The organism is Tatumella ptyseos ATCC 33301 (genome assembly GCF_000735525.1).
GTDB lineage: Bacteria > Pseudomonadota > Gammaproteobacteria > Enterobacterales > Enterobacteriaceae > Tatumella > Tatumella ptyseos.
The window spans coordinates 1-24,124 of record NZ_JMPR01000012.1; the positions used below are offsets into that span (position 1 = coordinate 1).

Here is a 24,124-nt window from a genome sequence, read left to right on the forward strand (position 1 = left end):
CTATTTAGGGGCGTAGTTCAATTGGTAGAGCACCGGTCTCCAAAACCGGGTGTTGGGGGTTCGAGTCCCTCCGCCCCTGCCAGAAAAATCATCCTTTGCTTTGCAAAGGATTTTTTTTTGCCTGAAAAACACCCCTGTCAGTCCATTTCTGTCGAAATCTTCCCCGCCAGACCGGCAATTTTCCGGCCTGACCCTCAAATTTTTCCGTCAAACCCTGTATTCATGATCAATGTGAGCCGACCGGTACTTTCAGAAGCTGTTTTAGCGCGGCCTGTTGATCGCTGTTCTGTAGCCACACCGCATATAGCGGGCGAATTACCGTGGCAGTATCGGCGACCGGAACCAGATCTTTATATATTGTCTGCCAGTACTCCGGTAAAAATGCACAGGCTTCCGTGGTATGCAGCAGGTCACGTGCGATATGTGCCGAAGTTGTCGTCAGTATCGGTGAATCATCGCTGCCGGATAAGTAAAGTTCATGCTGATGGAAGTCCGCGCCCCATTCCAGTTTGATATACTGATATCGCTCTTTTTTGTCAGACTGGCGGGATCGAAACAGTGCCAGGGAGATATGACCGATCTGCTGACTTAACAGTTCATCCATCTTCGGCGCTTCTGTGGTGATCAGTACATCCAGCTGACGTTCATGGATCTGTTTCACCAGCAGATGTCGCTGGGCAACCCTGGCTTCAATATGAAGATTTTCACGCGTCTGATAGAGCGTTTTAAGCCAGGGCGTCAGGTAGGCCTCCCAGAGCGCTGTACTGGCCCCAATCGTCAGTTCATGCTGCTGCTGAGAGAGCGAAACCTCTTTCTTCGCGATAAGCCAGGTACTCATCAGCGTTTCGGCATAGGGTAATAATCGTTCACCTGCAGAAGTCAGCCGGATGTTATTTCGATGGCGGGTAAACAAACTGACACCCAGTTGATTTTCCAGCTGACGAATGCGAAAACTCACCGCAGACTGGGTCAGGTATAATGCTTCTGCAGCTCTCCCGAAATGGCGTGTTCTGCTGACTTCCAGGAAAGTTTTCAGCAATTCTGTATCCATAACATCATCTCCAAATATTTTAATCAATACGATTAAAATCTTTTGTTTTACACTTTGTCAAGCCTATCGAATACTCCGCGCCATAAATCACACGACCATTAAAGAGTTAGGAGCGTGTAAAATGTCGGATAGTTTTACCACCACAAATCGCTTTTTTGATAATAAGCACTACCCGCGAGGGTTTTCACGCCACGGTGATTTTACCATCAAGGAAGCTCAGTTACTTGAACGTCATGGTTCTGCTTTTAATGAACTGGATCTGGCGAAGCGTGAGCCTGTTACGGAAGAAGAGATTAAATTTGTTGAAGTCTGCCGCGGCCTGAAAGAGCCGGAAACGGAAGCAGAACGCGTCTGGTCAAAATATATGAGCAGAATTAAGCGTCCGAAACGTTTCCATACACTTTCCGGCGGTAAACCGCAGATGGATACGGTTGAAGATTTCAGCGATAGTGATGATTAATAAAAAAGGGCTTCGGCCCTTTTTTTGATCCTGACATGACTCCTTACTCCCTGCCATTAAGTGACACCAGTACCCCCCTGTCCCCTTTATTGCTGAAGATAACGCAACACGTTCTCCATCGCCCTGTAGCTGATGGCTTCCTGTAAATGTTCCCGCCCGATAGCTGTCGTCTCTGTCATATCAGCCAGCGTTCTGGCGACTTTTAATATCCGTTGCCATGCCCGTACAGAGAGCCCGAGTTTTTGTAATACCTGCTCCAGCCATCGTGCATCCTGTGGGCTTATCCGGCACCACTGGCTGATATCTTTGTGCGTCATCAGAGCATTGATTCTGCCTGATCGGTTGAGCTGATATTCCCGGGCTCTGATCACACGTTTTCTGACCTGTTCTGTTGTCTCCCCCGGAGAGGTGGGCTCACTTAACATGCCGGGAGGAAGTAAGGGGACTTCAACAGATAAATCAAAGCGGTCCAGAAAGGGCCCGGAGAGGCGATTGAGGTAATGCAGTACCTGGTTTGCGGACTGACGCATATGTATGCCCTGATAGTCCCCTGTGGGGCCAGGATTCATGGCTGCAATTAACTGAAAACGTGCAGGATAGGTAATTTTAGCCTGTGCTCTGGAGAGCGCAATTTTACCGGCTTCCAGCGGCTGCCGGAGCGCGTCCAGTGTTTTGCGCTCAAACTCAGGCAATTCATCCAGAAAGAGCACCCCGTTATGTGCCAGAGAGATTTCACCCGGCCGTGGCAGGGCACCCCCACCGACCAGAGCATACACGGATGCACTGTGGTGAGGTGCCCGGAAAGGACGCTCATAACACAAGGCAGTGGCCGGGATATCCTGGCAGAGGCTATTGAGTGCCGTACACTCCAGAGCCTCCTGCTCGGTCAGCGGGGGCAATATACCGGGCAGCCGGGCCGCGAGCATCGTTTTACCGGTACCTGGCGGGCCTATGAGGAGTAAATTATGGCCACCGGCAGCAGTGATCTCTAATGCGCGCCTGGCCTGCTGCTGGCCAATAATCTCCTGCAAATCCGGGTAGCTTCCTGCTTCGTAACTGCCTGTATAGGTGGCTTGCCGCAGCTGCGTTTTCCCGTGCAGAAAATGACAAACCTCCAGCAGACTGTCTGCAACGAATGTGACCGCTTCTCTGACTAAACCGGCTTCTGTTTCGTTATCACCGGAAAGGATCAGGTTTCTCTTTGCATGACATGCAGCAACCACGGCCGGGATCGCGCCCCTGATTGCCCGTAGCCCGCCGGTTAAGGCCAGTTCCCCGGAAAACTCCGTGGTGGTCAGGGATTCCGGAGGAATTTGTCCGGAAGCGGCAAGGATAGCTATCGCAATCGGCAGATCGTAACGCCCCCCTTGTTTTGGCATATCTGCCGGGGCCAGGCTGACCGTGATCCGGCGGACAGGAAAACGAAAGCCGCTATTGATAATGGCACTGCGCACCCGTTCCCGCGATTCTTTAACGGTTGCTTCCGGTAGCCCGACCATGACCAGGGAGGGGAGTCCGTTACTCAAATGGACTTCTACAGTGACCAGCGGGGCATCCAGACCGATAATTGCACGGGTCATCACTCTGGCTAATGACATATTCTCTCCCTGAAATATCATCCAGTATAAAATATTGCGCCTGTCCTGCTCGCCGGCCGGAGGATGATTTTATGGGATCCCTCCTGTTCATAGTGATGGCAATGACATGAATTGCCCGAATTTTGTGATGAGTCTCTGCGGTGAAACCATTTTTCGGAGAAAAAATTAAAGCATTAGTGATTTTTATATAACTAATACTTATCAGTGATTTAGAAGGAAATGGCTCACAGTCCCGGGAAATTAATAAAAAAAGGGGTTGTCATCTTTCGTCATCCTATGGTAACTCTTTAAGCACTATATCGAATTAAGCGAATGTTGAACTGATTATGAAAGCCCTTCTCCGAGTGATTAGCCTGGTCGTGATTAGCGTGGTGGTGATTATTCTACCATCGTGCGGGGCTGCACTCGGAGAAAGAAAGGCTTAGAAATCAAGCCTTAATCGAAAGAGAACCCCCGCACCGACAGGTCCGGGGGTTTTTTTTTGGTGTTCAGGCCTTGTAGCATTTTAATGTGGAGTGGAACATGAATGGCAGCATAACGTTCTGTCTCTCCCGGCAAAAGACAGGTGAATAGCGATGACCGGAGCACAGTGGGTAGTTCAGGCTTTAAGGGCACAAGGGGTTCAGACCGTTTTTGGATATCCGGGCGGGGCGATTATGCCAGTCTACGATGCACTCTATGACGGCGGCGTAGAGCATTTGCTGTGCCGTCATGAACAAGGTGCCGTCATGGCCGCCATTGGCTATGCCCGTGCCACCAACAAAACCGGAGTGTGTATTGCAACCTCCGGTCCGGGAGCGACGAACCTGATCACCGGACTGGCTGATGCAATGATGGACTCGGTCCCGGTGGTCGCCATTACAGGGCAGGTTTCAACTGCCGTTATCGGTACCGATGCTTTTCAGGAAATTGATGTTCTCGGATTATCCCTGGCCTGTACCAAGCATAGTTTTATGGTGCAGTCCGCAGAAGAGTTACCCGGCATTCTGGCGGAAGCCTTTGCTATCGCTCAGTCCGGCCGTCCCGGTCCGGTGCTGGTCGATATCCCTAAAGATATTCAGTTGGGCGCGGCAGATTTTACTGATGTCACTGCCAGTATGGATGACATTCCCGCGTTCGCCGAAAACGAGATGCAGGAAGCCCGCCGTTTACTGGCAGCCGCCCGTAAGCCAGTGGTTTATATCGGTGGCGGTGTCGGCATTGCCGGTGCCGTTCCGGCCCTGCGGGAATTTCTGTCTGCGACCGGTGCACCTTCGGTATGTACACTGAAGGGGCTGGGATGTGTTAATGCGGATAACGAAACCTACCTGGGCATGCTGGGCATGCACGGTAGCAAAATGGCCAACCTGGCGGTTCAGCAGTGTGATCTGCTGATAGCGGTCGGTGCCCGGTTTGATGATCGTGTTACCGGTAAGCTGGATACCTTTGCGCCGGAAGCCGCAGTGATCCATCTGGATATCGACCCGGCAGAACTGAACAAGTTGCGACGTGCCCATGTTTCTTTGCAGGGGGATCTGAACCAGTTGTTACCGGCCCTGAGTCAGCCACTGAATATCTCCGCCTGGTGCAGTTCGGTTACCGCAATGAAGCGGGATTATGCCAGCCGATATGACCACCCCGGTGACCCCATTTATGCCCCCGCACTCCTGAAAGCTCTGTCAGATAAAAAAACCGTACAAACGATTATTACGACTGACGTTGGCCAGCATCAGATGTGGACAGCACAGCATATGTCTTTTGATGCTCCGGATCGTTTTATTACCTCAAGTGGTCTCGGTACCATGGGGTTTGGCTTACCGGCCGCCATCGGGGCTCAGGTGGCCTGCCCGCAGGATACCGTTATCTGTGTCTCCGGTGATGGCTCTATCATGATGAATATTCAGGAGCTGGGAACCATTAAGCGCCGTCAGCTGCCGGTCAAAATCCTGCTGCTGGATAACCAGCGTCTGGGAATGGTTCGCCAGTGGCAGCAGCTTTTCTTTGAAGAGCGTTATAGCGAAACCTGTCTGACAGACAATCCGGATTTCCTGACGATCGCCAGTGCGTTTGATATTCCGGGGCAGAAAATCAGCCGGAAGGATCAGATAGATGCCGCACTGGATACCCTGCTGACCTCTGAAGGTTCTTACTTCCTGCATGTCGTTATCGATGAGGGTGAGAATGTCTGGCCACTGGTGCCACCGGGTGCCAGCAACACTCAGATGATGGAGGAAACGGCATGAATCAGTATCAGTTATCTGTAAACGCGCACTACCGGCCTGAAATTTTAGAGCGTATTCTGCGTGTTGTGCGTCATCGTGGTTTCCGGGTTAATGCGATGACGATGGGACAGCCGGCAGAGGCTGACGCTATCAGTATCGAAATGACAGTAAGCAGCCTGCGTTCAGTTGAGTTACTGTCAGTACAACTTACAAAACTTATGGACGTCACCAGCGTTCAGGTTAAATAACGAATAACACAACAAATCCACCCAAGGGTACAAAGGACATCAATATGAGCACGACAAAAGCAGAGTTTATCTGGTTCAACGGGAAAATGGTGAAATGGGAAGACGCGAAGGTCAGCGTGATGTCACATGCGTTGCACTATGGTACGTCTGTCTTTGAAGGTGTACGTTGCTATGATTCTCATAAAGGCCCTGTGGTCTTCCGTCATCGTGAGCATATGCAACGTCTGCGTGACTCTGCCAAAATCTATCGTTTCCCGGTCTCTCAGAGTGTTGATGAACTGATGGAAGCCTGCCGAGAAGTCTTACGGGTGAATAACCTGAAAAGTGCCTATATCCGTCCGCTGGTCTTTGTGGGTGATGTCGGGCTAGGGGTCAACCCTCCTGAAGGTTACAGTACCGATGTGATTATCGCCGCCTTCCCGTGGGGGGCTTATCTGGGTGCGGAAGCGCTTGAACAAGGTATCGACGCGATGGTCTCTTCCTGGAACCGTGTGGCGGCGAATACTATCCCGACCGGCGCGAAAGCCGGCGGAAACTACCTTTCATCTCTGTTAGTCGGCAGCGAAGCCCGCCGTCATGGTTATCAGGAAGGGATTGCGCTGGATGTGAATGGTTACCTGTCTGAAGGTGCCGGTGAAAACCTGTTTGAAGTCAAAGACGGTATTCTGTTCACTCCGCCATTCACTTCGTCAGCGTTGCCGGGGATCACCCGCGATGCCATTATTAAACTGGCAAAAGAGCTGGGTATTGAAGTCCGTGAGCAGGCACTGTCCCGTGAGTCACTGTATCTGGCGGATGAAGTCTTTATGTCAGGGACCGCCGCTGAGATTACCCCGGTACGTAGTGTTGATGGTATCCAGGTGGGTGAAGGCCGTTGTGGCCCGGTCACTAAGCGTATTCAACAGGCATTCTTTGGTCTGTTTACGGGTGAAACTGAAGATAAATGGGGCTGGCTGGATCCGGTTAACCCGCAATAACGATTGAATAACGCGGGCTTCAACAGGGTCCGCGATTTTTTTACAGACTGGAGTAAACAGAGCATGCCTAAGTATCGTTCCGCCACCACCACCCATGGCCGTAATATGGCGGGAGCCCGCGCGCTGTGGCGCGCAACCGGAATGACGGATGATGATTTCGGAAAACCCATCATTGCCGTCGTTAACTCCTTTACGCAGTTCGTGCCGGGTCATGTGCATTTACGTGATTTGGGGAAACTGGTTGCGGAGCAGATTGAAGCCTCCGGCGGCGTCGCGAAAGAATTTAATACCATTGCCGTGGATGACGGTATCGCGATGGGCCATGGCGGAATGTTGTATTCACTGCCGTCCCGTGAACTGATTGCAGATTCCGTGGAATATATGGTGAATGCACATTGTGCCGATGCCATGGTCTGCATCTCAAACTGCGATAAAATCACTCCGGGGATGTTAATGGCATCGTTGCGCCTGAATATCCCGGTCATTTTTGTCTCCGGTGGCCCGATGGAAGCCGGTAAAACCAAACTGTCCGATCAGCTGATTAAGCTGGATCTGGTTGATGCGATGATCCAGGGGGCGAACCCGAATGTCAGTGATGCCGACAGTGAGCAGATCGAGCGTTCAGCGTGTCCGACCTGTGGCTCCTGCTCCGGTATGTTTACCGCCAATTCTATGAACTGTCTCACCGAAGCATTAGGATTGTCCCAGCCGGGTAATGGCTCCCTGCTGGCAACACACGCCGATCGTGAGCAGTTATTTATTAATGCCGGTAAGCGTATCGTCGGGCTGACCAAGCGCTACTACGAGCAGGATGACGCTTCTGTACTGCCCCGTAATATCGCCAGCAAAGCCGCGTTTGAGAATGCGATGACGCTGGATATCGCCATGGGCGGTTCAACCAATACCGTCTTACACCTGCTGGCAGCCGCTCAGGAAGGCGAGATTGATTTTGATATTTCAGATATCGATCGCCTGTCACGTCAGGTGCCTCACCTGTGTAAAGTGGCCCCGAGCACCCAAAAATATCATATGGAAGACGTCCACCGTGCGGGCGGCGTGATAGGGATCCTGGGGGAACTGGCGCGTGCCGGTCTGCTGGATACCTCTGTGCCGAATATTCTGGGTACAACCCTCGGTGAGGCGCTTAAACAGTACGACATCATGCTGACCGATGATGAGGCCGTTAAAGAGATGTACCGTGCAGGCCCTGCCGGTATCCGTACCACCAAAGCCTTCTCACAAAATTGTCGCTGGGATACGCTGGATAATGACCGTGAACACGGTTGTATCCGTGCCCGCGAACATGCGTATTCTCAGGACGGCGGTCTGGCGGTGCTTCACGGTAATATTGCCGTCGATGGCTGTATTGTAAAAACCGCCGGGGTTGATGAAGGCAGCCTGACCTTCCGCGGTCCGGCAAAAGTCTACGAAAGCCAGGATGCCGCGGTTGAGGCTATTCTCGGCGGGAAAGTCGTGGCCGGTGATGTGGTGGTGATCCGCTACGAAGGTCCGAAAGGCGGACCAGGGATGCAGGAAATGCTGTATCCGACGACCTACCTGAAATCAATGGGGCTGGGTAAAAGTTGTGCACTGATCACCGACGGGCGTTTCTCCGGCGGAACCTCCGGCTTGTCTATCGGTCATGCCTCTCCGGAAGCGGCTAATGGCGGTATCATCGCTCTGGTCAACGATGGCGATATTATCGACATTGATATCCCGGGTCGTCATATCAGTCTGGAAGTCGATGAGGCGGAACTGCAGGCGCGCCGTGAGGCTGAAGAAGCTCGCGGTACTGCAGCCTATACGCCGAAATCGCGTCAGCGTGAAGTCTCCTTTGCTCTGCGGGCTTATGCTTCACTGGCGACCAGTGCGGATAAAGGCGCAGTGCGTGATAAGAGTAAACTCGGGGGGTAACGGACATGGCTGTTTCCAAACCTCTTTCTTCCGCGCCTACGGGCGCGGAGTACCTTCATGCGGTACTGCGTTCACCGGTCTATGAAGTCACGCAGGTGACGCCATTGCAGAAGATGGAAAAACTTTCTGCGCGGCTGGGCAACACCATTGTCGTGAAGCGGGAAGACCGTCAGCCGGTACACAGCTTTAAGCTGCGCGGCGCTTACTCGATGATAGCCGGACTGAATGAAGAACAACGCGCCCGGGGCGTGGTCACGGCATCGGCCGGAAACCATGCCCAGGGCGTCGCGCTTTCGGCGACCCGGCTCGGGATCCGCTCACTGATCGTCATGCCGGTGGCCACGGCGGATATTAAAGTAGAAGCGGTCCGTGCTTTTGGCGGCGAGGCTCTGCTCCACGGGGCAAACTTCGATGAGGCAAAAGCAAAAGCGATTGAGCTCTCCGAACAGCATGGTTATACCTTTGTGCCTCCTTTTGACCATCCGGCGGTGATTGCCGGGCAGGGTACGCTGGCGCTGGAATTATTACAGCAGGATGCCCATATCGACCGGATTTTTGTGCCGGTCGGGGGGGGCGGACTGGCGGCGGGCGTGGCTGTATTAATTAAACAGCTGATGCCGGAAATTAAGGTGATCGCGGTTGAAGCGGAAGATTCAGCCTGCCTGAAAGCTGCGCTGGATGCCGGTGAGCCGGTTGAACTTTCCCGCGTCGGTCTGTTTGCGGAAGGTGTTGCGGTCCGGCGCATTGGCGATGAAACGTTCCGTGTGTGTCGGGAATATCTGGACGATATTATCACCGTGGACAGTGATGCCATCTGTGCTGCAATGAAAGATATTTTCGAAGATGTGCGTGCGATTGCCGAGCCTTCCGGGGCACTGGCGCTGGCAGGCATGAAGAAATATATCCAACAGCATGAGATCCGTGATGAACGCCTGGCCCATGTTCTTTCCGGGGCCAACGTGAATTTCCACGGTCTTCGCTATGTTTCAGAACGGTGTGAGCTGGGTGAACAGCGCGAAGCCTTGCTGGCAGTCACCATCCCGGAAGAGAAGGGCAGTTTCCTGAACTTTTGTCAGGTGCTGGGTGGCCGTGCCGTCACTGAGTTTAACTACCGGTATGCCGATGATCGGAATGCCTGTATTTTTGTCGGTGTTCGTCTGTCACGGGGCATTGCGGAGCGTACAGAGATTGTCAGGGAACTGACAGACAAGGGTTATCAGGTGGTCGATCTGTCTGATGACGAAATGGCAAAACTCCACCTTCGCTATATGGTCGGCGGCCGCCCGGGGAAACCGCTGAAAGAACGGTTGTTCAGCTTTGAGTTCCCTGAATCTCCCGGGGCACTGCTGAAATTCCTGCAGACACTGGGTACCCACTGGAATATCTCGCTATTCCACTACCGCAGCCACGGTACGGATTATGGCCGGGTACTGGCTGCCTTTGAACTCAGCGATAACGAACCCCGTTTCGCTGAGCATGTGCAGGCGCTCGGTTATGACTTTCATGATGAAAGTGATAATCCGGCATTCCGGTTTTTCCTGGCCGGACAAGCCTTATAACAGGCTCCAGAAAGCATTAATCAGCGGCTCGGCGAGCCGCTTTTTTTGCACGCAGACGCCCAGTTCCAGCGGCGCTCCCAGGTCTGTTCGGGCGATTTTCATCACCCTGTTTCTGACCGGTTCGGGACTGTTTTCCAGTACCACGTCCGGCAGCAGCGCAATTCCGCAGCCTAAAGCCACCATAGATACCATGGCTTCATGCCCTGAAACGGTCGCATAGATGACCGGGGCCGTGATTTTACGGCGTTTCAGCCACTGGTCGATACTGCGTCTGACCGGACCCTGCTCAGGAAAAATAAACGGAACCTGGCTCCAGTCCGGGTCTTCCTCGCTGATTTGCACTCTGACCGGACAAGGGAGTGCCGGTGCTATCAATGCCAGGGGCAGAAAGTCCACCGGCGTGAATGCCACGCCGGAAGGCAGCGACTCCGGCTTACCGGCAATAGAAATATCCGCCTCTCCTGAACTGACTTTCTGTACGGCATCCGACGGGTCTCCGGTCGAGAGCTTAATTTCCACCTGCGGGTGTTCGGCGCGAAACCGGTCCAGGACCGGAGGCAGGTGGCTATAGGCCGCCGTGACAGAGCAGAACAGATGCAGTTCTCCACTGAGTGACGGACTGTTCAGGTCCATCGTGTGTCGCAGTTGCTGGTAATGCAGCAGGGTTTGTCTGGCAAACAGGGTAAAGTTTTCCCCGGCAGCGGTCAGTGTGACGGAACGATTATCGCGGAAGAAAAGGGGATGTCCGGTCTCTTCTTCCAGTCGCTGGATCTGGCGTGATAGCGTCGACGGGCTGACATGCATCGCCCTCGCGGTCTGTCCGAAATGACAACTTTCGGCCAGATGAAGAAAGAGTTTCAGGTCACGTAAGTCCATAGCAGCCTCATCAGAAAGGTTGTTGCATATATTGCAACGTGGTGTTGTTAATATATCAATTTAAGCAATGGAATTCATGACATATGATGAAGTCATTCTCAGGACAGCAAAGACTGTGACTGAAAAACTGATAAATACAAACACAACGAATCAATGGAGCATCCATGGCTAACTATTTCAACACACTGAACCTGCGCAATCAGTTAGCGCAATTAGGTAAATGTCGTTTCATGTCGCGTGAAGAATTTACCGACGGGGCAAGCGTCCTGAAAGGCAAAAAAGTCGTGATTGTTGGTTGTGGTGCTCAGGGTCTTAACCAGGGCCTGAATATGCGTGATTCCGGTCTGGATGTTGCTTATGCACTGCGTGCAGAAGCGATTGCAGAGAAACGCGCTTCATGGCGTAAAGCGACCGACAACGGTTTTAAGGTCGGGACTTACGAAGAGCTGATCCCTCAGGCCGATCTGGTGATCAACCTGACGCCGGACAAACAGCACTCTGCCGTCGTACAGGCGGTTCAGCCTCTGATGAAAGATGGCGCGACTCTGGGCTACTCCCATGGTTTCAATATCGTTGAAGTCGGTGAGACTATCCGTAAAGACATCACCGTTGTGATGGTCGCGCCGAAATGTCCGGGAACGGAAGTTCGTGAAGAATACAAACGTGGTTTCGGTGTGCCGACGCTTATCGCGGTTCACCCGGAAAACGACCCGAAGGGTGAAGGTCTGGCTATCGCTAAAGCCTGGGCCGCTGCGACCGGGGGCCACCGTGCCGGTGTTCTGGAATCTTCTTTTGTTGCGGAAGTAAAATCAGACCTGATGGGTGAGCAGACTATTCTGTGCGGTATGTTACAGGCAGGTTCATTACTGTGCTTCGATAAGCTGGTGGCTGAAGGTGCCGACCCTGCTTATGCAGAAAAACTGATCCAGTTCGGCTGGGAAACCATTACCGAATCGCTGAAGTTCGGCGGTATCACACTGATGATGGACCGTCTGTCCAACCCGGCGAAACTGCGAGCCTATGCCCTGTCTGAGCAACTGAAAGAGATCATGGCACCTCTGTTCTGCAAACATATGGATGACATTATCTCCGGGGATTTCTCTGCCGGTATGATGGCTGACTGGGCAAACGATGATAAAGATCTGCTGACCTGGCGTGAAGAGACCGGAAAAACGGCATTCGAAACCGCACCACAGTTTGAAGGTAAGATTGGCGAACAGGATTACTACGACCAGGGTGTTGTGATGATCGCCATGGTCAAAGCAGGTGTTGAACTGGCCTTCGAAACCATGGTGGCGGCCGGCATTATTGAAGAGTCTGCCTACTATGAGTCTCTGCATGAACTGCCACTGATTGCCAACACCATTGCCCGTAAGCGTCTGTACGAAATGAACGTCGTTATTTCAGATACGGCAGAATACGGTAACTATCTGTTCTCCTTCGCAGCCGTGCCGTTGCTGAAAGACTTTATGGCACAACTGCAGACCGGCGATTTAGGTCAGAAAACACTGAGCGGGAATACCGTAGATAATGCGCAACTGCGTGATGTGAATGAAGCGATCCGTCAGCATCCTATCGAGAAAGTCGGTAGTAAGTTACGTGGCTATATGACCGATATGAAACGTATCGCCGTTGCCGGTTAACCGGACACAGCTCGCGGTATAAAATACACCCCGGCACCGCCGGGGTTTTTTTATGGTGATTTCTTATGGCGTCCGGATTATCCGCTGGCGCAAAAAAACCGGCGATGCCGGTTTATTTTTTTGCGGATACTCAGCGTTTGCTGAAAGCCAGTCTGGCCGCAAAAGAGAGGAGTACGATGCCGGTGAGCCGATCCATGGTGGCAACCACCCGCGGACGATGGAAAAAACGACTCAGTGGACGGGTCGCCGCAATCAGAGTCATTAGCCAGGTGATCCCCAGTAGCATATGGATGCCGACCAGTCCCAATGTCCAGAAAAATAAGGAATGTCCCTGAGGGATAAACTGCGGCAAAAAGGAGACATAAAATATACCGACTTTCGGATTCAGCATATTCCCCGTCATACCTTTCAGCAGCCAGTTGGTCTGCCGGTTACCGGTACTCTCAGAGGTAGCCATTCCTTTGCGCGGGTGGAGTAACATGCCAATTCCCAGCCAGCAAAGATAAGCGGCTCCACAGTATTTCAGCAGATCGTAAGCCAGTTCAGAGACGGCAATTAATGCTCCCAGACCGCAGGCGACAGCGACTCCCCACAGAAGGCATCCGAGGTTGATTCCGGCAGCCGCCTGAAGGGCCTGTTTACGACCCTCCACCGTAGCCGTCCGCAGAACTAAAGCCGTATCCAGACCGGGTGTCAGGGTCAGCAGGCCGGCCGCCAGCATATAAGCAATAAGACTTTCTGTTATCGACATCGTTACTCTCCCGCAGAATCGTTTTTATTAAACAGTGTTATAACAAATTGCCGGCACAGAAACAGCCTGATCCAGAGGAGCAAGTGACAGAGGGGGATGCGGATGAAGGTGACGCCCCCGACACTTCGGGGACGCCATAATGCCGATCAGGAGGCTTCGAACAGTGTCTGGTGACGGGTTTCTTTACTCAGCAATAATGCCAGTAACGTCAGAGTCGCCATGGCGGCCAGATAGAACCCGACGGCGGATAATCCGTAGTGAGTATTCAGCCAGGTCGCAATATAAGGTGCCACAGAAGCGCCAAGAATTGAGGACAGGTTATAGGAGAACGACGCTCCGGTGTACCGGACTTCTGTCGGGAAAAGCTCGGGTAATAATGCGCCCATAGGGCCGAATGTCAGCCCCATAATGCTTAACCCGGTCAGCAGGAAAAGCATGACCAGCCACGGTGAGCCTGAACCCAGCATGTGCGGGAAGATAAAGGCAAACGCGATAATCAGTAAGGTGATCACTATCATCGTACTGCGACGACCAAAGCGGTCAGCCAGCACACCTGCGATCGGGATCGTTATACCGAAACCAATTACCGCTACCATCAGCATCCAGAGGAAGCTGGAACGGGGGAATCCTAAGCCTGCCGGGGCCGGTGTCGTGCCGTAACTCATGGCATAGACCGTCATAATATAAAACAGGGTGTAGGTGGCGAGCATAATAAAGGTGCCGAGCAATGTCGCGCCGGGATACTGAGTTAGCAGCGTACCGATAGGGACTTTGACCTGTTTTTTCTCTTTTTTGACTTTGGCAAATACCGGGCTCTCATGTAATGAAACCCTGACGTACAGCCCGATAATCACGAGGATCGCCGACAGAATGAAAGGTACACGCCAGCCCCAGCTCATAAACTGCTGATCATCCAGCAGCCAGGAAAGGAGTAAGAAGGTACCGTTGGCAAAGAAAAAGCCAATAGGTGCGCCCAGTTGCGGGAATGAACCATAGAGTGCACGTTTTTTCGCAGGGGCGTTTTCTGTCGCCAGTAATGCAGCACCACCCCATTCACCGCCCAGTCCGAGCCCCTGACCGAAACGGGCCAGTGCCAGTAACAGCGGCGCCGCCACACCAATGGTGGCGTAGCCGGGTAATAAGCCAATCGCCACTGTCGAAATGCCCATGGTCAGCAAAGAGGCGACCAGAGTTGCTTTACGACCAATGCGGTCACCAAAATGGCCAAAAATAGCAGAGCCGATAGGACGTGCGACGAAGGCGATCGCAAAGGTAGCCAGTGACTGAAGTGTGGCAACGGTCGCATCTCCCTGCGGGAAGAAGATATGCGGAAAAACAATGACTGCGGCCGTGGCATAAATATAGAAATCGAAGAATTCAATGGCAGTTCCGACCAGGGAAGCAATAACCACTTTTCCCCTGGAGTTCATCGGGGGAGATTCTGCGGGTGAAGGACAGGGTGCTGTATTGCTGTTTTGCATAATAATAGTTTCTTATTTTTGTAACGATGGACGAACCATATTAGCAGCAGTTTTCAGGTCAGCAATGCTGAACATCCCAGTCACAGCGCGGATTATAGGCATAAAAGTGGATAATATGTGTTGTGTTCCGGTTACCGGAACATGACCGCAGGGTGGGGTAAGTTTTTCAGAGGATATCACTGCAAATCAGCCTAAAAAAAGTCACCGGATGACTTTGTCTGGCTGATTTGCAGAAAAAATATTCACGATTCAATATTTTCAGCTGGATTCATTTTCGCTTACATTTTGTGATGATCCGGCAGCTGAAACGGTCTCTTCTGAGGATGTCTCATGATCTTCATATTGCGCAGTGGCTATCCATGCGGCACAAAATAGCGTCAGCCTGGCAAAGAAGTAGAAAAATGCCATCAGGCCCAGCACCGAACCGAATGCTGCGCCGGATGGAGATGAAGCGACTTTCGGCAGCATGATAGTCATAATAAATTTAATGACCTCAAACCCGATAGCCGCCAGCAGAGTGCCACGGAACAGGGCTTTTTTAGGTGGCTGATGGCGCGGCAGGATCCAAAATATCCACAGAAAAATCAGATAATTGGCAGATACCGAAATCAGCAATGCAATAATAGTCATCACCGGTCTCAGCCAGTCAATATGACCGAGCCCTAAGGCATTGACGATGGCGGTCTGTGCCGACCCGGCGATAGAGTTTAATGACAGGGAGACAATTAAGGCCAGCATCAGGCCGGAGAGCGAAATAAAATCACGCACGTATCTGAACCAGATCTTCTCCTGGTCATGAGATTTACGCTCCCAGACATCACGTGATTGTGCGCGGATGGCTTCACGCAAATTTCCTACCCAACTGATACCCGAATAAAGTGCCAGCAGTAATCCGGTGATCCCGACCGTAGTACGTTGCTGAATGGCAGTTTGTACCGTGTTTTTTAAGGTGCCCGCCAGGCCGGGATCGCTGATACTGCCCACAATTTTATCAATCAGGCTGGTAAGCAGGTTCTGGTTAGATGCCAGCACAAACCCGACGGCGGCGAAGGACACCATAAGAATCGGAATTAACGACAAAAAAGAGAAATAGGTAATGGCGGCACCGAACTGGCTTCCCAGGCGATCATTGAAGCGATCGATGGCCCGCAGAAAGTGTGCGACCGCCGGGATATTACTGAACCAGTTAATACTTTTGGAAGCCCGGTTAATTGAGCGATCGACGGCAGGATTACCGGTATTAATCATCGGTACCGGTTGCTGCTTTTTTTCGTTGCCGGAAGGCATTTTTTCCGTCATGAAAGTGACGCTCCTTTGCTAGCCAGTTGAGAAAACAGGTTAATTATAGCGGGCAATTGGCTCTCCGACGAACTGTACCGGCGACCATCCCCTGGAAACCCGGCTTACGGCAACGTGATTTTTCCGCGGATCCGCGTGGAAGAATGGCCGCCGACCCATATTCCGTCCGGTTCAAAACGAATATCCAGGCAGCCGTGACGGCCGATGGAAAGTCCCTGGCGGACGCGGTAATTTCGGGTCTGACCATAACCGGCAAAGTACCAGGCCAGGCAGGCATTAGCACTCCCCGTCACCGGGTCTTCGACCAGGGTATTGTTATGGGAAAATATCACCCTGACTTCATAATCATCACCGCTGCCGTCATTAACGGGCGCAAACAGAACGACACCTTTGACTCCAGCATCATGCTCCAGAGCTTCCAGAGTCGTAGTCGTCAGTGTCAGAGCGCGCAGTCCGGTGACATCGGGAACCGGGAGCAGTAACCAGCGGCTGCCGATGCCTCCGATGGCCGGTTGCAATTGCTTTCCGGTGAGCGGCCCGGTCAGGGCTTCAGTCAGCGGAGAAGTGAAGGGGGTGATCACCGTTTCCGGTGCAAGGAATGCCAGATTCTGGTCATTCTGACGGCGAACAGTGATTAACCCAGCGGCGCATTCCTGAATTACTTTCCCCTGCTTTTCCTCAATCAGCCCCTGCTCCAGCAGTGCATGTGCGGTCCCTAATGTCGGGTGGCCCGCGAAAGGGAGCTCTCCGTCGGGTGTAAAAATTCTGACATGATAATCCGCACCGGGCTGCTTCGCGGGGACGACAAAGGTGGTTTCGGACAGATTCATCCAGCGGGTGATATCCAGCATCTGCCGGTCAGTCAGTCCCCCGCCATCAAAAACAACCGCCAGCGGATTTCCCTGAAACGGAAGGGAACTGAAAACATCGACCTGACTAAATACAACCTGGCGGCTCATGGCTATTTCCTTAATTAACAGACGGGAGAATAGTGTGCCAGCTCTTGTGCCGTGAAAGGTTCTGTTTTATCCGTCATCAGAGAAGGTTATCCGGATCACCGAAGCGAATGAAGCAGATGCCACAGATGGAGTTAACGGAACTGTCAGAAAAGAATGCAGCAGGTCGTCAGGCGGAGAACATTGATCCCGTGCTGCCGTGAGTCGTCACCCCGACGTCGAAGAAAGACCGGTATCGGTGCGTTACAGATGTGATAGCCAGAGGCCGTTAACCGTATTGAACCGGGTCAGGGAGCGAAAAGAAGAATGACAGGGTTACCTTTACCGCAGAACACTGCCAGGTGGTAACCCCGTGAATTAACGCTCAGAGAGGCAAGCGCTGACTGCCTCACTTCCGCTGACAGGTCGAAAGTGAGACAGCACTACTCAGTCACTTTCCCACGACATCTGCCGTGGTATGACCCTCATCGTTAGCCGCCGGAATGGCCGGAGCCTCTGCTTCTGCAGCAGAACCGGCAGGTGCGGAGTAATTGAGCCCCAGAATACGGCTGGTGGAGGAGAGTACGCGTTCAGTGGCTTCGATATCGCCTTCCAGAGAAGTACCGTACGATGGGATCATCTGGCGTATTTTCTGCTGCCATATCTCTGTTTCCATCTGTGCCGGGAACACTTTTTTCATCAGATCCAGCATGATTTTGGCAGCGGTGGATGCGCCAGGCGAAGCGCCCAGCAGGGCTGAAACCGTACCATCCTGTGACGTCACAATCTCTGTTCCCAGACGCAAAACACCGCCCTGTTTCGGATCATTTTCGATAATTTGTACCCGCTGACCGGCAACCACCAGGCGCCAGTCTTCAGCTTTTGCGTTGGGAACATATTCCCGCAATGCTTTCAGACGGTCATTATCATTCTGCAGCACCTGGCCAATCAGGTACTTGATAAGGTTCAGGTTCTTACCGCCTACCTGCATCATTGGCAGGAGATTGGCAGGGGTCATGGAGCCAAACATATCCAGCAACGACCCTTGTTTGAGGAATTTGGTCGAGAACGTCGCGAACGGACCAAATAGCAGTACCTGTTTACCGTCCAGCATACGGGTATCAACGTGAGGCACCGACATCGGAGGCGCACCGACACTGGCTTTACCGTACACTTTTGCCAGATGCTGTCTGACCAGTTCCGGGTTCTCAGTCACGAGAAAAGAACCGCCTACCGGGAACCCTGCATAACGACGGGCTTCGGGGATCCCGCTTTTTTGCAGTAAAGGTAGCGCAGCACCGCCGGCACCGATAAAGACGTGGCCGGCAATCAGCTGTCTTGAGGTGTTGGTGGTCAGACAGTGCAGCGTCACCTGCCAGCGTCCGTCACTCCGTCGTTTGAGATCACGGACTTCCTGACGGGTTCTTAGCGTGAAATTATCATTCTGCTGCAGGGCGTGGATCAGCTGACGGGTAATTTCGCCGAAATTCACATCGGTACCGATTTCGGTACGGGTCGCGGCAATCGGTGTACCTGGCTGACGTCCTTCCATTAGCAGAGGAACCCAGCGGGCAATTTGTTGCGGGTCTTCAGAATATTCCATGCCACGGAACAGGGAACTGTTCTTCAGCGCATCAATACGCTGGCGAAGAAAGCGGACATTCTGCTCGCCCCAGACAAAGCTCATGTGGGGAGTGGTATTAATAAAGGATGCCGGATTATTCAGTCGGCCGAGCTCAACCTGAGAAGCCCAGAACTGGCGTGAAATCTGAAAAGATTCATTGATGGCGACCGCTTTACTGATATCAACAGAGCCATCGGCTTTCTGCGGGGTATAATTCAGTTCTGCCAGTGCGGAATGACCGGTTCCGGCGTTATTCCAGCCGTTGGATGACTCTTCAGCCACGCCGGAAAGACGCTCCACCATTTCCAGCGTCCATTCGGGTTCCAGCTCCTGAAGGAAAGTTCCCAGTGTGGCACTCATCACACCAGCGCCGATCAAAAGTACATCGACGTCTTTTCCCTGCTGAACCTTTTGCTCTGTCGTTGCGATACTACTCATCGCAAGAGAAAGGTTCATTGTTGATCTACACATGAGGCCACATCTCCTCTTCTGTCCGGCATTGACCACTGACAGGCTTACGGGCAAATAATGGGTTTCAGGTCAGGTGATTATCACCTATCTGAAAGACCAAAAGTTATCCGGCAATCTCAAAACAGAAAAAAGTATGAGTTAATGCCGCGTTATATATTTTACCTTTGAATATAACATTTATTTCCCGGAATTAAACAGTTGTTTACCCCCGTCATTTTAGTAAAAAGTCCGGTGATGACAGCTAATTACAGAGATAAGCAGGCAGGTAGTGTGGTCATATTCCGGGGCATGTTTTCCTGCAATGACCTGGCTTGCGGAAAGGGGCTGCGGCAGGTGTTCTGAAATACATTACAGGTAACAGAGGTTGCCTTATCCGGCCCGTTTCTGCGGTTCCCCCCGGCCGACAGCCTTCGCCGGGCGCACGGGGCGACGCCGGGGGGCCGGTGAGCGGTTTACTGCGGATTAATGCGACGCCATAAAAAGCGCAGAATAAAATATTCAACGGCACCCAGAAAAAGAAACCACAGAAAAAATACGATGGTATACAGCTGATTTAAATCCATTATATGAAATAAGGACATCATTTTTCTGGCGAGATCAATCCCGAAGGCGGGTGCCGGCAATAACAGTGCAGACAGGAAACCGAGTAATAAGATCCCGCCCGGGATCAGTAATGTTTCAAGCGGATTTTTCATGATGCAGGTGATCCGGAAAAATGAAGTATTCACTATTCTCAGGGAATTCTCCCTGCCTTTCAATCTCCCGGTCAAAGCGGCCGGAAGCAGAACTGCTGAATCGGATGCGGGCGGTCTGTTCCTGTGACACTCGCTGTTTCCCGTGTCATGCACTGCCATACGGTACTGAGTTCCTTATTTTCCATTAGCTTAGCGCAAAGTTAGCCCGGGTTAAGAGATATAGCCTTGGCTATAACTAACGCCATGATTTTATTGTCTTTTTTAATTCATGGCTTCGTGGTAGACTGCGTCATATTCGGAATGGCAGCAGAAATAACGTGCCCCCCTTTATTGTCCTGAGAGACAAGTCTGAGCGATGAAACCTGATGGATGTCATAACAACAATTATTCTTGCCTTTGGCATGTCAATGGATGCTTTTGCAGCCGCCCTCGGGAAAGGGGCAACCTTAAAAAAACCAGGTATTAAAGAAGCCTTACGTACCGGAGTTATTTTTGGTGGCGTGGAAATGCTGACGCCATTGATTGGCTGGGGTATTGGTCTGGCAGCCAGTAAGTATGTCATGGCCTGGGATCACTGGGTGGCTTTTATTCTGCTGGCTATTCTTGGCGGCAGGATGATCATTGGCGGTTTACGTCATAGTCCGGCGGAAGAGTGTACTGCGCCGGAGCGGCATGGTTTTCTGGTCTTAGCGATGACGGCCGTCGCCACCAGCCTGGATGCGCTGGCGGTAGGCGTTGGTCTGGCTTTCTTACAGGTTAATATCCTGGTGACGGCGCTGGCTATCGGGGGAGCAACGACGATCATGGCAACGACGGGAGTGATGGTCGGTCGTTTTATTGGCCCGATACTGGGTAAATGGGCCGAAGTCCTCGGAGGCGTCGTGCTGGTAGGGATAGGATGCACGATCCTGATCGAACATTTAGGGTTACTGAACTGAAACATCGCGGGCGAGTGATCTTGCGGATCGTTCTCCCGTGTCTTGTCTGAGTATCCCTCCCGGGGTATTCTTGTTGATGTAACGACGGTCCGGGGGTTCTTCCCCGGGTGATCAGCAGTCTGTTGTTACGGGGTGATGGTGTTCCACCTCAACCAACCGCCAGTCCGTTTCATGGAATGGCTGATGACGCCTGACATAATACTTAACCCGCTTGCCGGGGTTTTGGTGTGTCAGGTATCTGCTTCCTGTCCCCTTTCTCTCCGGCGTGATGATATTCAGGAATCTGATATGTTGAAGTCTTTCATGGCTGTATTAATCGGTGGCGGCGCTGGCTGCTTATTACGCTGGTGGTGTTCACTCCGGTTTAATCCTTTATTTACCGGCTTACCGCTCGGCACCCTGCTGGTCAATCTGGCGGGCGGATTGATTATCGGAGGAGCGCTGGCCTGGTTTGCCCGGCATCCGCAGCTTGACCCTGCCTGGAAACTCTTAATAACCACCGGACTGTGCGGAGGGCTGACCACATTCTCGACTTTTTCGGCAGAATTAATGGTCATGCTGCAGTCCGGAAAATACCTTTGGGCAATGACCAGCGCTTGTCTGCATCTGTTCGGTACATTGCTGATGACCTTTGCCGGCTTTGCGCTGATAACCGCCATCAGTTAATTTTTCCGGAACGGGGCACACCCCGTCGCTATCACCGGAGGCCGGCAGAAGCGTTATCCCTTGCCGGCATGTTTTTATTGCCGGCAGGCTTTCTGTGACCGGACGCCGTTCACGGTGCCCGCCGGCAAAACGCAGCAGGGTGAGGCGCTGACTGAACAGGGATGACTGAAGAATGCTGAAGGATAGGAGGTTTTGCACTAAGCTATCGGTTCATTAACCAGCGTCGGGCACTATTGTTATGTTATCTGAACGTTTTGAGCGATTGATTGATATCTTCCGGGCCCCTCCTTCTGATGCCCCGCCGAAAACACCTGGCCGGTTTTATGCCTATTATCTTCGTCAGGTATGGCCCTGTTTTGCCGGATTACTGGTTGTTGGTCTGATCGGTGCGTTGATCGAGGTCGCTCTGTTCAGCTATCTGAGTAAGATCATCGACTTAGTCGACAGTGCGCATCCGGCATCGGTCTTCCGGGATCACTGGCTACTGCTGAGCTGGATGGGGGCGGTGGCGCTGATCATCCGTCCGGTGTTTATTGCACTGCATGATCTGCTGATCCATCAAACGATTAATCCCCGTCTGACCAGCCTGATACGCTGGCAACATCATAATTATGTGCTGAGACAAAGTCTGACGTTTTTCCAGAATGACTTTGCCGGACGCATTGCGCAGCGCATTATGCAAACCGGCAGTTCATTATGTGACTCTGCGGTTCAGCTGGTGGATGCTATCTGGCATGTGGCCATCTATGCGATTACCGCGCTGGTGCTGTTTGCCGAGGCCGACTGGAAGCTGATGATCCCCCTGATCCTCTGGCTGGTAGTGTATGTGGCCTGTCTGGTCTTTTTTGTCCCGCGGGTCAAGCAACGCTCCGTGGTGTCCTCGGAGGCCCGGTCGAAACTGATGGGCTTCATTGTTGACGGATATACCAATATCTCGACCCTGAAACTTTTTGCCCACAGTGACTTAGAACAGAAAAATGCCCGTGAGGCTATCCTCGAACAGACGGAAACCACGCAGTTGGCGGGACGGATGATCACCGCGATGGATGTGACCCTTTCGACCCTGAACGGCGCGTTAATCGTGAGCACGACCGGGCTGGCTCTCTGGTTATGGAGTCAGTCGCTGATTTCCGTCGGCGCCATTGCTCTGGCGACAGGGCTGGTGATCCGCCTGGTCAATATGTCCGGCTGGATCATGTGGGTGGTGAACGGTATTTTTGCCAACATTGGTATGGTGCAGGATGGGATGGCGACGATTTCTCAGCCGCTGAGTGTGCAGGACAAACCCGGCGCTCCGGCGCTGGCCGTCACCCGGGGAGAGATCCGTTTCGACCATGTTTCTTTTCGCTATGGGCATGGCCGGCCGATCCTCTCGGATATCGATCTGACGCTACGGCCCGGGGAGAAAATCGGTCTGATAGGGGCTTCAGGTGCCGGTAAGTCAACGCTGGTCAATTTGCTGCTAAGAATGTATGACCTGAATGACGGTGCGATATCTATCGACGGGCAAAATATTGCCGATGTCACTCAGGAAAGTCTGCGTAGCCAGATAGGGATGATCACCCAGGATACCTCGCTTCTGCACCGTTCGATACGGGATAATTTACGCTACGGATGCCCCGGGGCTACCGACGCAGAGATTGAGGCAGCGCTGCACGGAGCCCGTGCAGCAGAATTTATTCCGCAACTCTCGGATGCCCAGGGCCGTTATGGCCTGGATGCACACGTCGGTGAACGTGGCGTCAAACTCTCCGGCGGACAGCGTCAGCGTATTGCTATCGCGAGGGTTTTGCTGAAAAACGCCCCTATCCTGGTGATGGATGAGGCCACTTCCGCCCTCGATTCCGAGGTGGAAGCCGCTATCCAGGAAAGTCTGGAGTCTCTGATGGACGGGAAAACCGTGATTGCGATTGCACATCGTCTGTCGACCATTGCACGGATGGACCGTTTAATTGTGTTAGAGCATGGCAGGATTGTGGAAACAGGAAACCATCAGCAACTTCTGGCGGCAGGGGAAGTCTACGCCCGGCTCTGGCAGCGTCAGACCGGAGGATTTGTCGGCGCAGACTGACCCGTCCGGTGTTCTCCGGCCCCGTGACTGCAGATAAAGTGATAGCGGGGCTTCGGAGCAGAGATCCTGTCAGGTATACTGATTTTATTATTCATTATTTCCGGGTTGTTATGGAACGTTTTACTGAAAATCTGATGTATGCCACTCGCTGGCTACTGGCTCCGGTTTATTTTGGTCTCTCTCTGGGATTACTGGCACTGACCATTAAGTTCTTTCAGGAGATTTTTCATGTGCTGCCACACATTCTGTCTGTCAGCGAAAATGAGCTGATCCTGCTGCTGCTGTCGCTGGTGGATATGTCCCTGGTGGGCGGATTACTGATCATGGTCATGCTGTCCGGGTACGAAAATTTTATTTCGGCACTGGATATTGATGAGCATAAAGAAAAGCTGAACTGGCTGGGGAAAATGGATTCCGGCTCGCTGAAAAATAAAGTGGCCGCCTCCATTGTGGCGATCTCCTCGATACATCTGTTACGGGTTTTTATGGAAATGAGAACCATCGATAACAGCAAAGTGCTCTGGTACATCCTGCTGCATCTGACCTTCGTGTTGTCTGCCTTTGTTATGGGCTATCTGGATAAGATGTCACGGCAGGCGAAAGGGGGACATTGATCCTGACTCCCTGCCAGATAAAAAAACGGCCCCGTCAGTAATGGCGGGGCCG

At 52.5% G+C, this 24,124-nt stretch carries 21 protein-coding genes, 1 tRNA gene and 1 riboswitch; of the genes, 13 read left to right on the forward strand and 9 right to left on the reverse strand.

Features of this window, described 5'->3' with window-relative positions; translation table 11 throughout:
• Nucleotides 1-6: 6 nt before the first annotated feature.
• Nucleotides 7-82: transfer RNA gene (locus tag GTPT_RS03335), tRNA-Trp, on the forward strand.
• Nucleotides 83-226: 144 nt separating this feature from the next.
• Here the strand turns inward: GTPT_RS03335 and hdfR are convergent.
• Nucleotides 227-1,051 (reverse strand): HTH-type transcriptional regulator HdfR, encoded by an 825-nt coding sequence (gene hdfR / locus GTPT_RS03340; protein ID WP_025904052.1) that lies wholly within the window; start codon nt 1,049-1,051, stop codon nt 227-229.
• A 121-nt stretch (nt 1,052-1,172) separates the two neighbouring features.
• Between hdfR and GTPT_RS03345 the strand changes: the two genes are divergently transcribed.
• A complete protein-coding gene (locus tag GTPT_RS03345; RefSeq protein WP_025904053.1) occupies nt 1,173-1,511 on the forward strand; it encodes a MaoP family protein in 339 nt (112 codons plus the stop codon).
• Between the two features lie 86 nt (nt 1,512-1,597).
• On the opposite strand, the gene GTPT_RS03350 is transcribed toward GTPT_RS03345, so the two are convergent.
• Nucleotides 1,598-3,109 (reverse strand): YifB family Mg chelatase-like AAA ATPase, encoded by a 1,512-nt coding sequence (locus tag GTPT_RS03350; protein ID WP_029991295.1) that lies wholly within the window; start codon nt 3,107-3,109, stop codon nt 1,598-1,600.
• 326 nt (nt 3,110-3,435) lie between these two features.
• Here GTPT_RS03350 and ilvL point away from each other — a divergent pair, with 326 nt between their 5' ends.
• From ilvL to ilvA, 6 genes are all read left to right on the forward strand, one after another.
• Entirely contained in the window at nt 3,436-3,534 is a 99-nt protein-coding gene (ilvL, locus tag GTPT_RS16905; RefSeq protein ID WP_071780145.1) for an ilv operon leader peptide, read from the forward strand.
• A gap of 150 nt (nt 3,535-3,684) precedes the next feature.
• Nucleotides 3,685-5,331, forward strand: a complete 1,647-nt coding sequence (ilvG, locus tag GTPT_RS03355; protein WP_025904055.1) for an acetolactate synthase 2 catalytic subunit — start codon at nt 3,685-3,687, stop codon at nt 5,329-5,331.
• Nucleotides 5,328-5,558, forward strand: a complete 231-nt coding sequence (gene ilvM / locus GTPT_RS03360; RefSeq protein WP_029991294.1) for an acetolactate synthase 2 small subunit — start codon at nt 5,328-5,330, stop codon at nt 5,556-5,558. Before ilvG ends, ilvM begins: the two co-directional genes overlap by 4 nt.
• Before the next feature lie 44 nt (nt 5,559-5,602).
• Nucleotides 5,603-6,535 carry a branched-chain-amino-acid transaminase gene (ilvE, locus tag GTPT_RS03365; RefSeq protein WP_025904056.1) on the forward strand — a complete coding sequence of 311 codons (933 nt, stop codon included), beginning with the start codon at nt 5,603-5,605 and terminating at the stop codon, nt 6,533-6,535.
• Nucleotides 6,536-6,598: 63 nt separating this feature from the next.
• Nucleotides 6,599-8,449 (forward strand): dihydroxy-acid dehydratase, encoded by a 1,851-nt coding sequence (ilvD, locus tag GTPT_RS03370; protein WP_029991292.1) that lies wholly within the window; start codon nt 6,599-6,601, stop codon nt 8,447-8,449.
• Between the two features lie 5 nt (nt 8,450-8,454).
• The gene (gene ilvA, locus GTPT_RS03375; protein WP_025904058.1) at nt 8,455-10,008 is read left to right on the forward strand and encodes a threonine ammonia-lyase, biosynthetic; all 1,554 of its coding nucleotides are present in this window, start codon (nt 8,455-8,457) and stop codon (nt 10,006-10,008) included.
• Here the strand turns inward: ilvA and ilvY are convergent.
• Entirely contained in the window at nt 10,003-10,884 is an 882-nt protein-coding gene (gene ilvY, locus GTPT_RS03380) for an HTH-type transcriptional activator IlvY (protein WP_025904059.1), read from the reverse strand. The genes ilvA and ilvY overlap by 6 nt on opposite strands.
• 164 nt (nt 10,885-11,048) lie before the next feature.
• Between ilvY and ilvC the strand changes: the two genes are divergently transcribed.
• Nucleotides 11,049-12,527, forward strand: coding sequence for a ketol-acid reductoisomerase (gene ilvC, locus GTPT_RS03385; RefSeq protein WP_029991291.1), 1,479 nt, complete (start codon nt 11,049-11,051; stop codon nt 12,525-12,527).
• Nucleotides 12,528-12,657: 130 nt separating this feature from the next.
• Here ilvC and GTPT_RS03390 read toward each other — a convergent pair whose 3' ends face one another.
• The 6 genes from GTPT_RS03390 to GTPT_RS03415 all read right to left on the reverse strand — a co-directional run bounded on the left by GTPT_RS03390 (nt 12,658) and on the right by GTPT_RS03415 (nt 19,783).
• Complete coding sequence (locus GTPT_RS03390) at nt 12,658-13,278, reverse strand: LysE family translocator (RefSeq protein WP_029991290.1); 621 nt, start codon at nt 13,276-13,278, stop codon at nt 12,658-12,660.
• A gap of 146 nt (nt 13,279-13,424) precedes the next feature.
• Nucleotides 13,425-14,759 carry an MFS transporter gene (locus GTPT_RS03395; protein WP_025904062.1) on the reverse strand — a complete coding sequence of 445 codons (1,335 nt, stop codon included), beginning with the start codon at nt 14,757-14,759 and terminating at the stop codon, nt 13,425-13,427.
• Between the two features lie 258 nt (nt 14,760-15,017).
• The gene (yhjD, locus tag GTPT_RS03400; protein WP_025904063.1) at nt 15,018-16,058 is read right to left on the reverse strand and encodes an inner membrane protein YhjD; all 1,041 of its coding nucleotides are present in this window, start codon (nt 16,056-16,058) and stop codon (nt 15,018-15,020) included.
• A gap of 104 nt (nt 16,059-16,162) precedes the next feature.
• Nucleotides 16,163-17,017, reverse strand: coding sequence for a PhzF family phenazine biosynthesis protein (locus tag GTPT_RS03405; protein WP_029991288.1), 855 nt, complete (start codon nt 17,015-17,017; stop codon nt 16,163-16,165).
• Nucleotides 17,018-17,444: 427 nt separating this feature from the next.
• The gene (gene mqo / locus GTPT_RS03410; RefSeq protein ID WP_025904065.1) at nt 17,445-19,088 is read right to left on the reverse strand and encodes a malate dehydrogenase (quinone); all 1,644 of its coding nucleotides are present in this window, start codon (nt 19,086-19,088) and stop codon (nt 17,445-17,447) included.
• 452 nt (nt 19,089-19,540) lie between these two features.
• Nucleotides 19,541-19,783, reverse strand: a complete 243-nt coding sequence (locus GTPT_RS03415) for a DUF1158 family protein (protein ID WP_025904066.1) — start codon at nt 19,781-19,783, stop codon at nt 19,541-19,543.
• A 365-nt stretch (nt 19,784-20,148) separates the two neighbouring features.
• Between GTPT_RS03415 and mntP the strand changes: the two genes are divergently transcribed.
• The 4 genes from mntP (at nt 20,149) to GTPT_RS03435 (ending at nt 24,072) form a co-directional block, all read left to right on the forward strand.
• Entirely contained in the window at nt 20,149-20,721 is a 573-nt protein-coding gene (gene mntP / locus GTPT_RS03420; protein WP_025904067.1) for a manganese efflux pump MntP, read from the forward strand.
• Nucleotides 20,722-20,843: 122 nt separating this feature from the next.
• Nucleotides 20,844-20,921: riboswitch (Fluoride riboswitch) on the forward strand.
• Nucleotides 20,922-21,009: 88 nt separating this feature from the next.
• Nucleotides 21,010-21,387 carry a fluoride efflux transporter CrcB gene (gene crcB, locus GTPT_RS03425; protein WP_029991287.1) on the forward strand — a complete coding sequence of 126 codons (378 nt, stop codon included), beginning with the start codon at nt 21,010-21,012 and terminating at the stop codon, nt 21,385-21,387.
• Between the two features lie 238 nt (nt 21,388-21,625).
• Complete coding sequence (locus tag GTPT_RS03430; RefSeq protein ID WP_029991286.1) at nt 21,626-23,458, forward strand: ABC transporter ATP-binding protein; 1,833 nt, start codon at nt 21,626-21,628, stop codon at nt 23,456-23,458.
• Nucleotides 23,459-23,568: 110 nt separating this feature from the next.
• On the forward strand, nt 23,569-24,072 hold the full coding sequence (locus GTPT_RS03435; protein WP_025904070.1) for a TIGR00645 family protein: 504 nt from the start codon (nt 23,569-23,571) through the stop codon (nt 24,070-24,072).
• Nucleotides 24,073-24,124 lie beyond the last annotated feature (52 nt).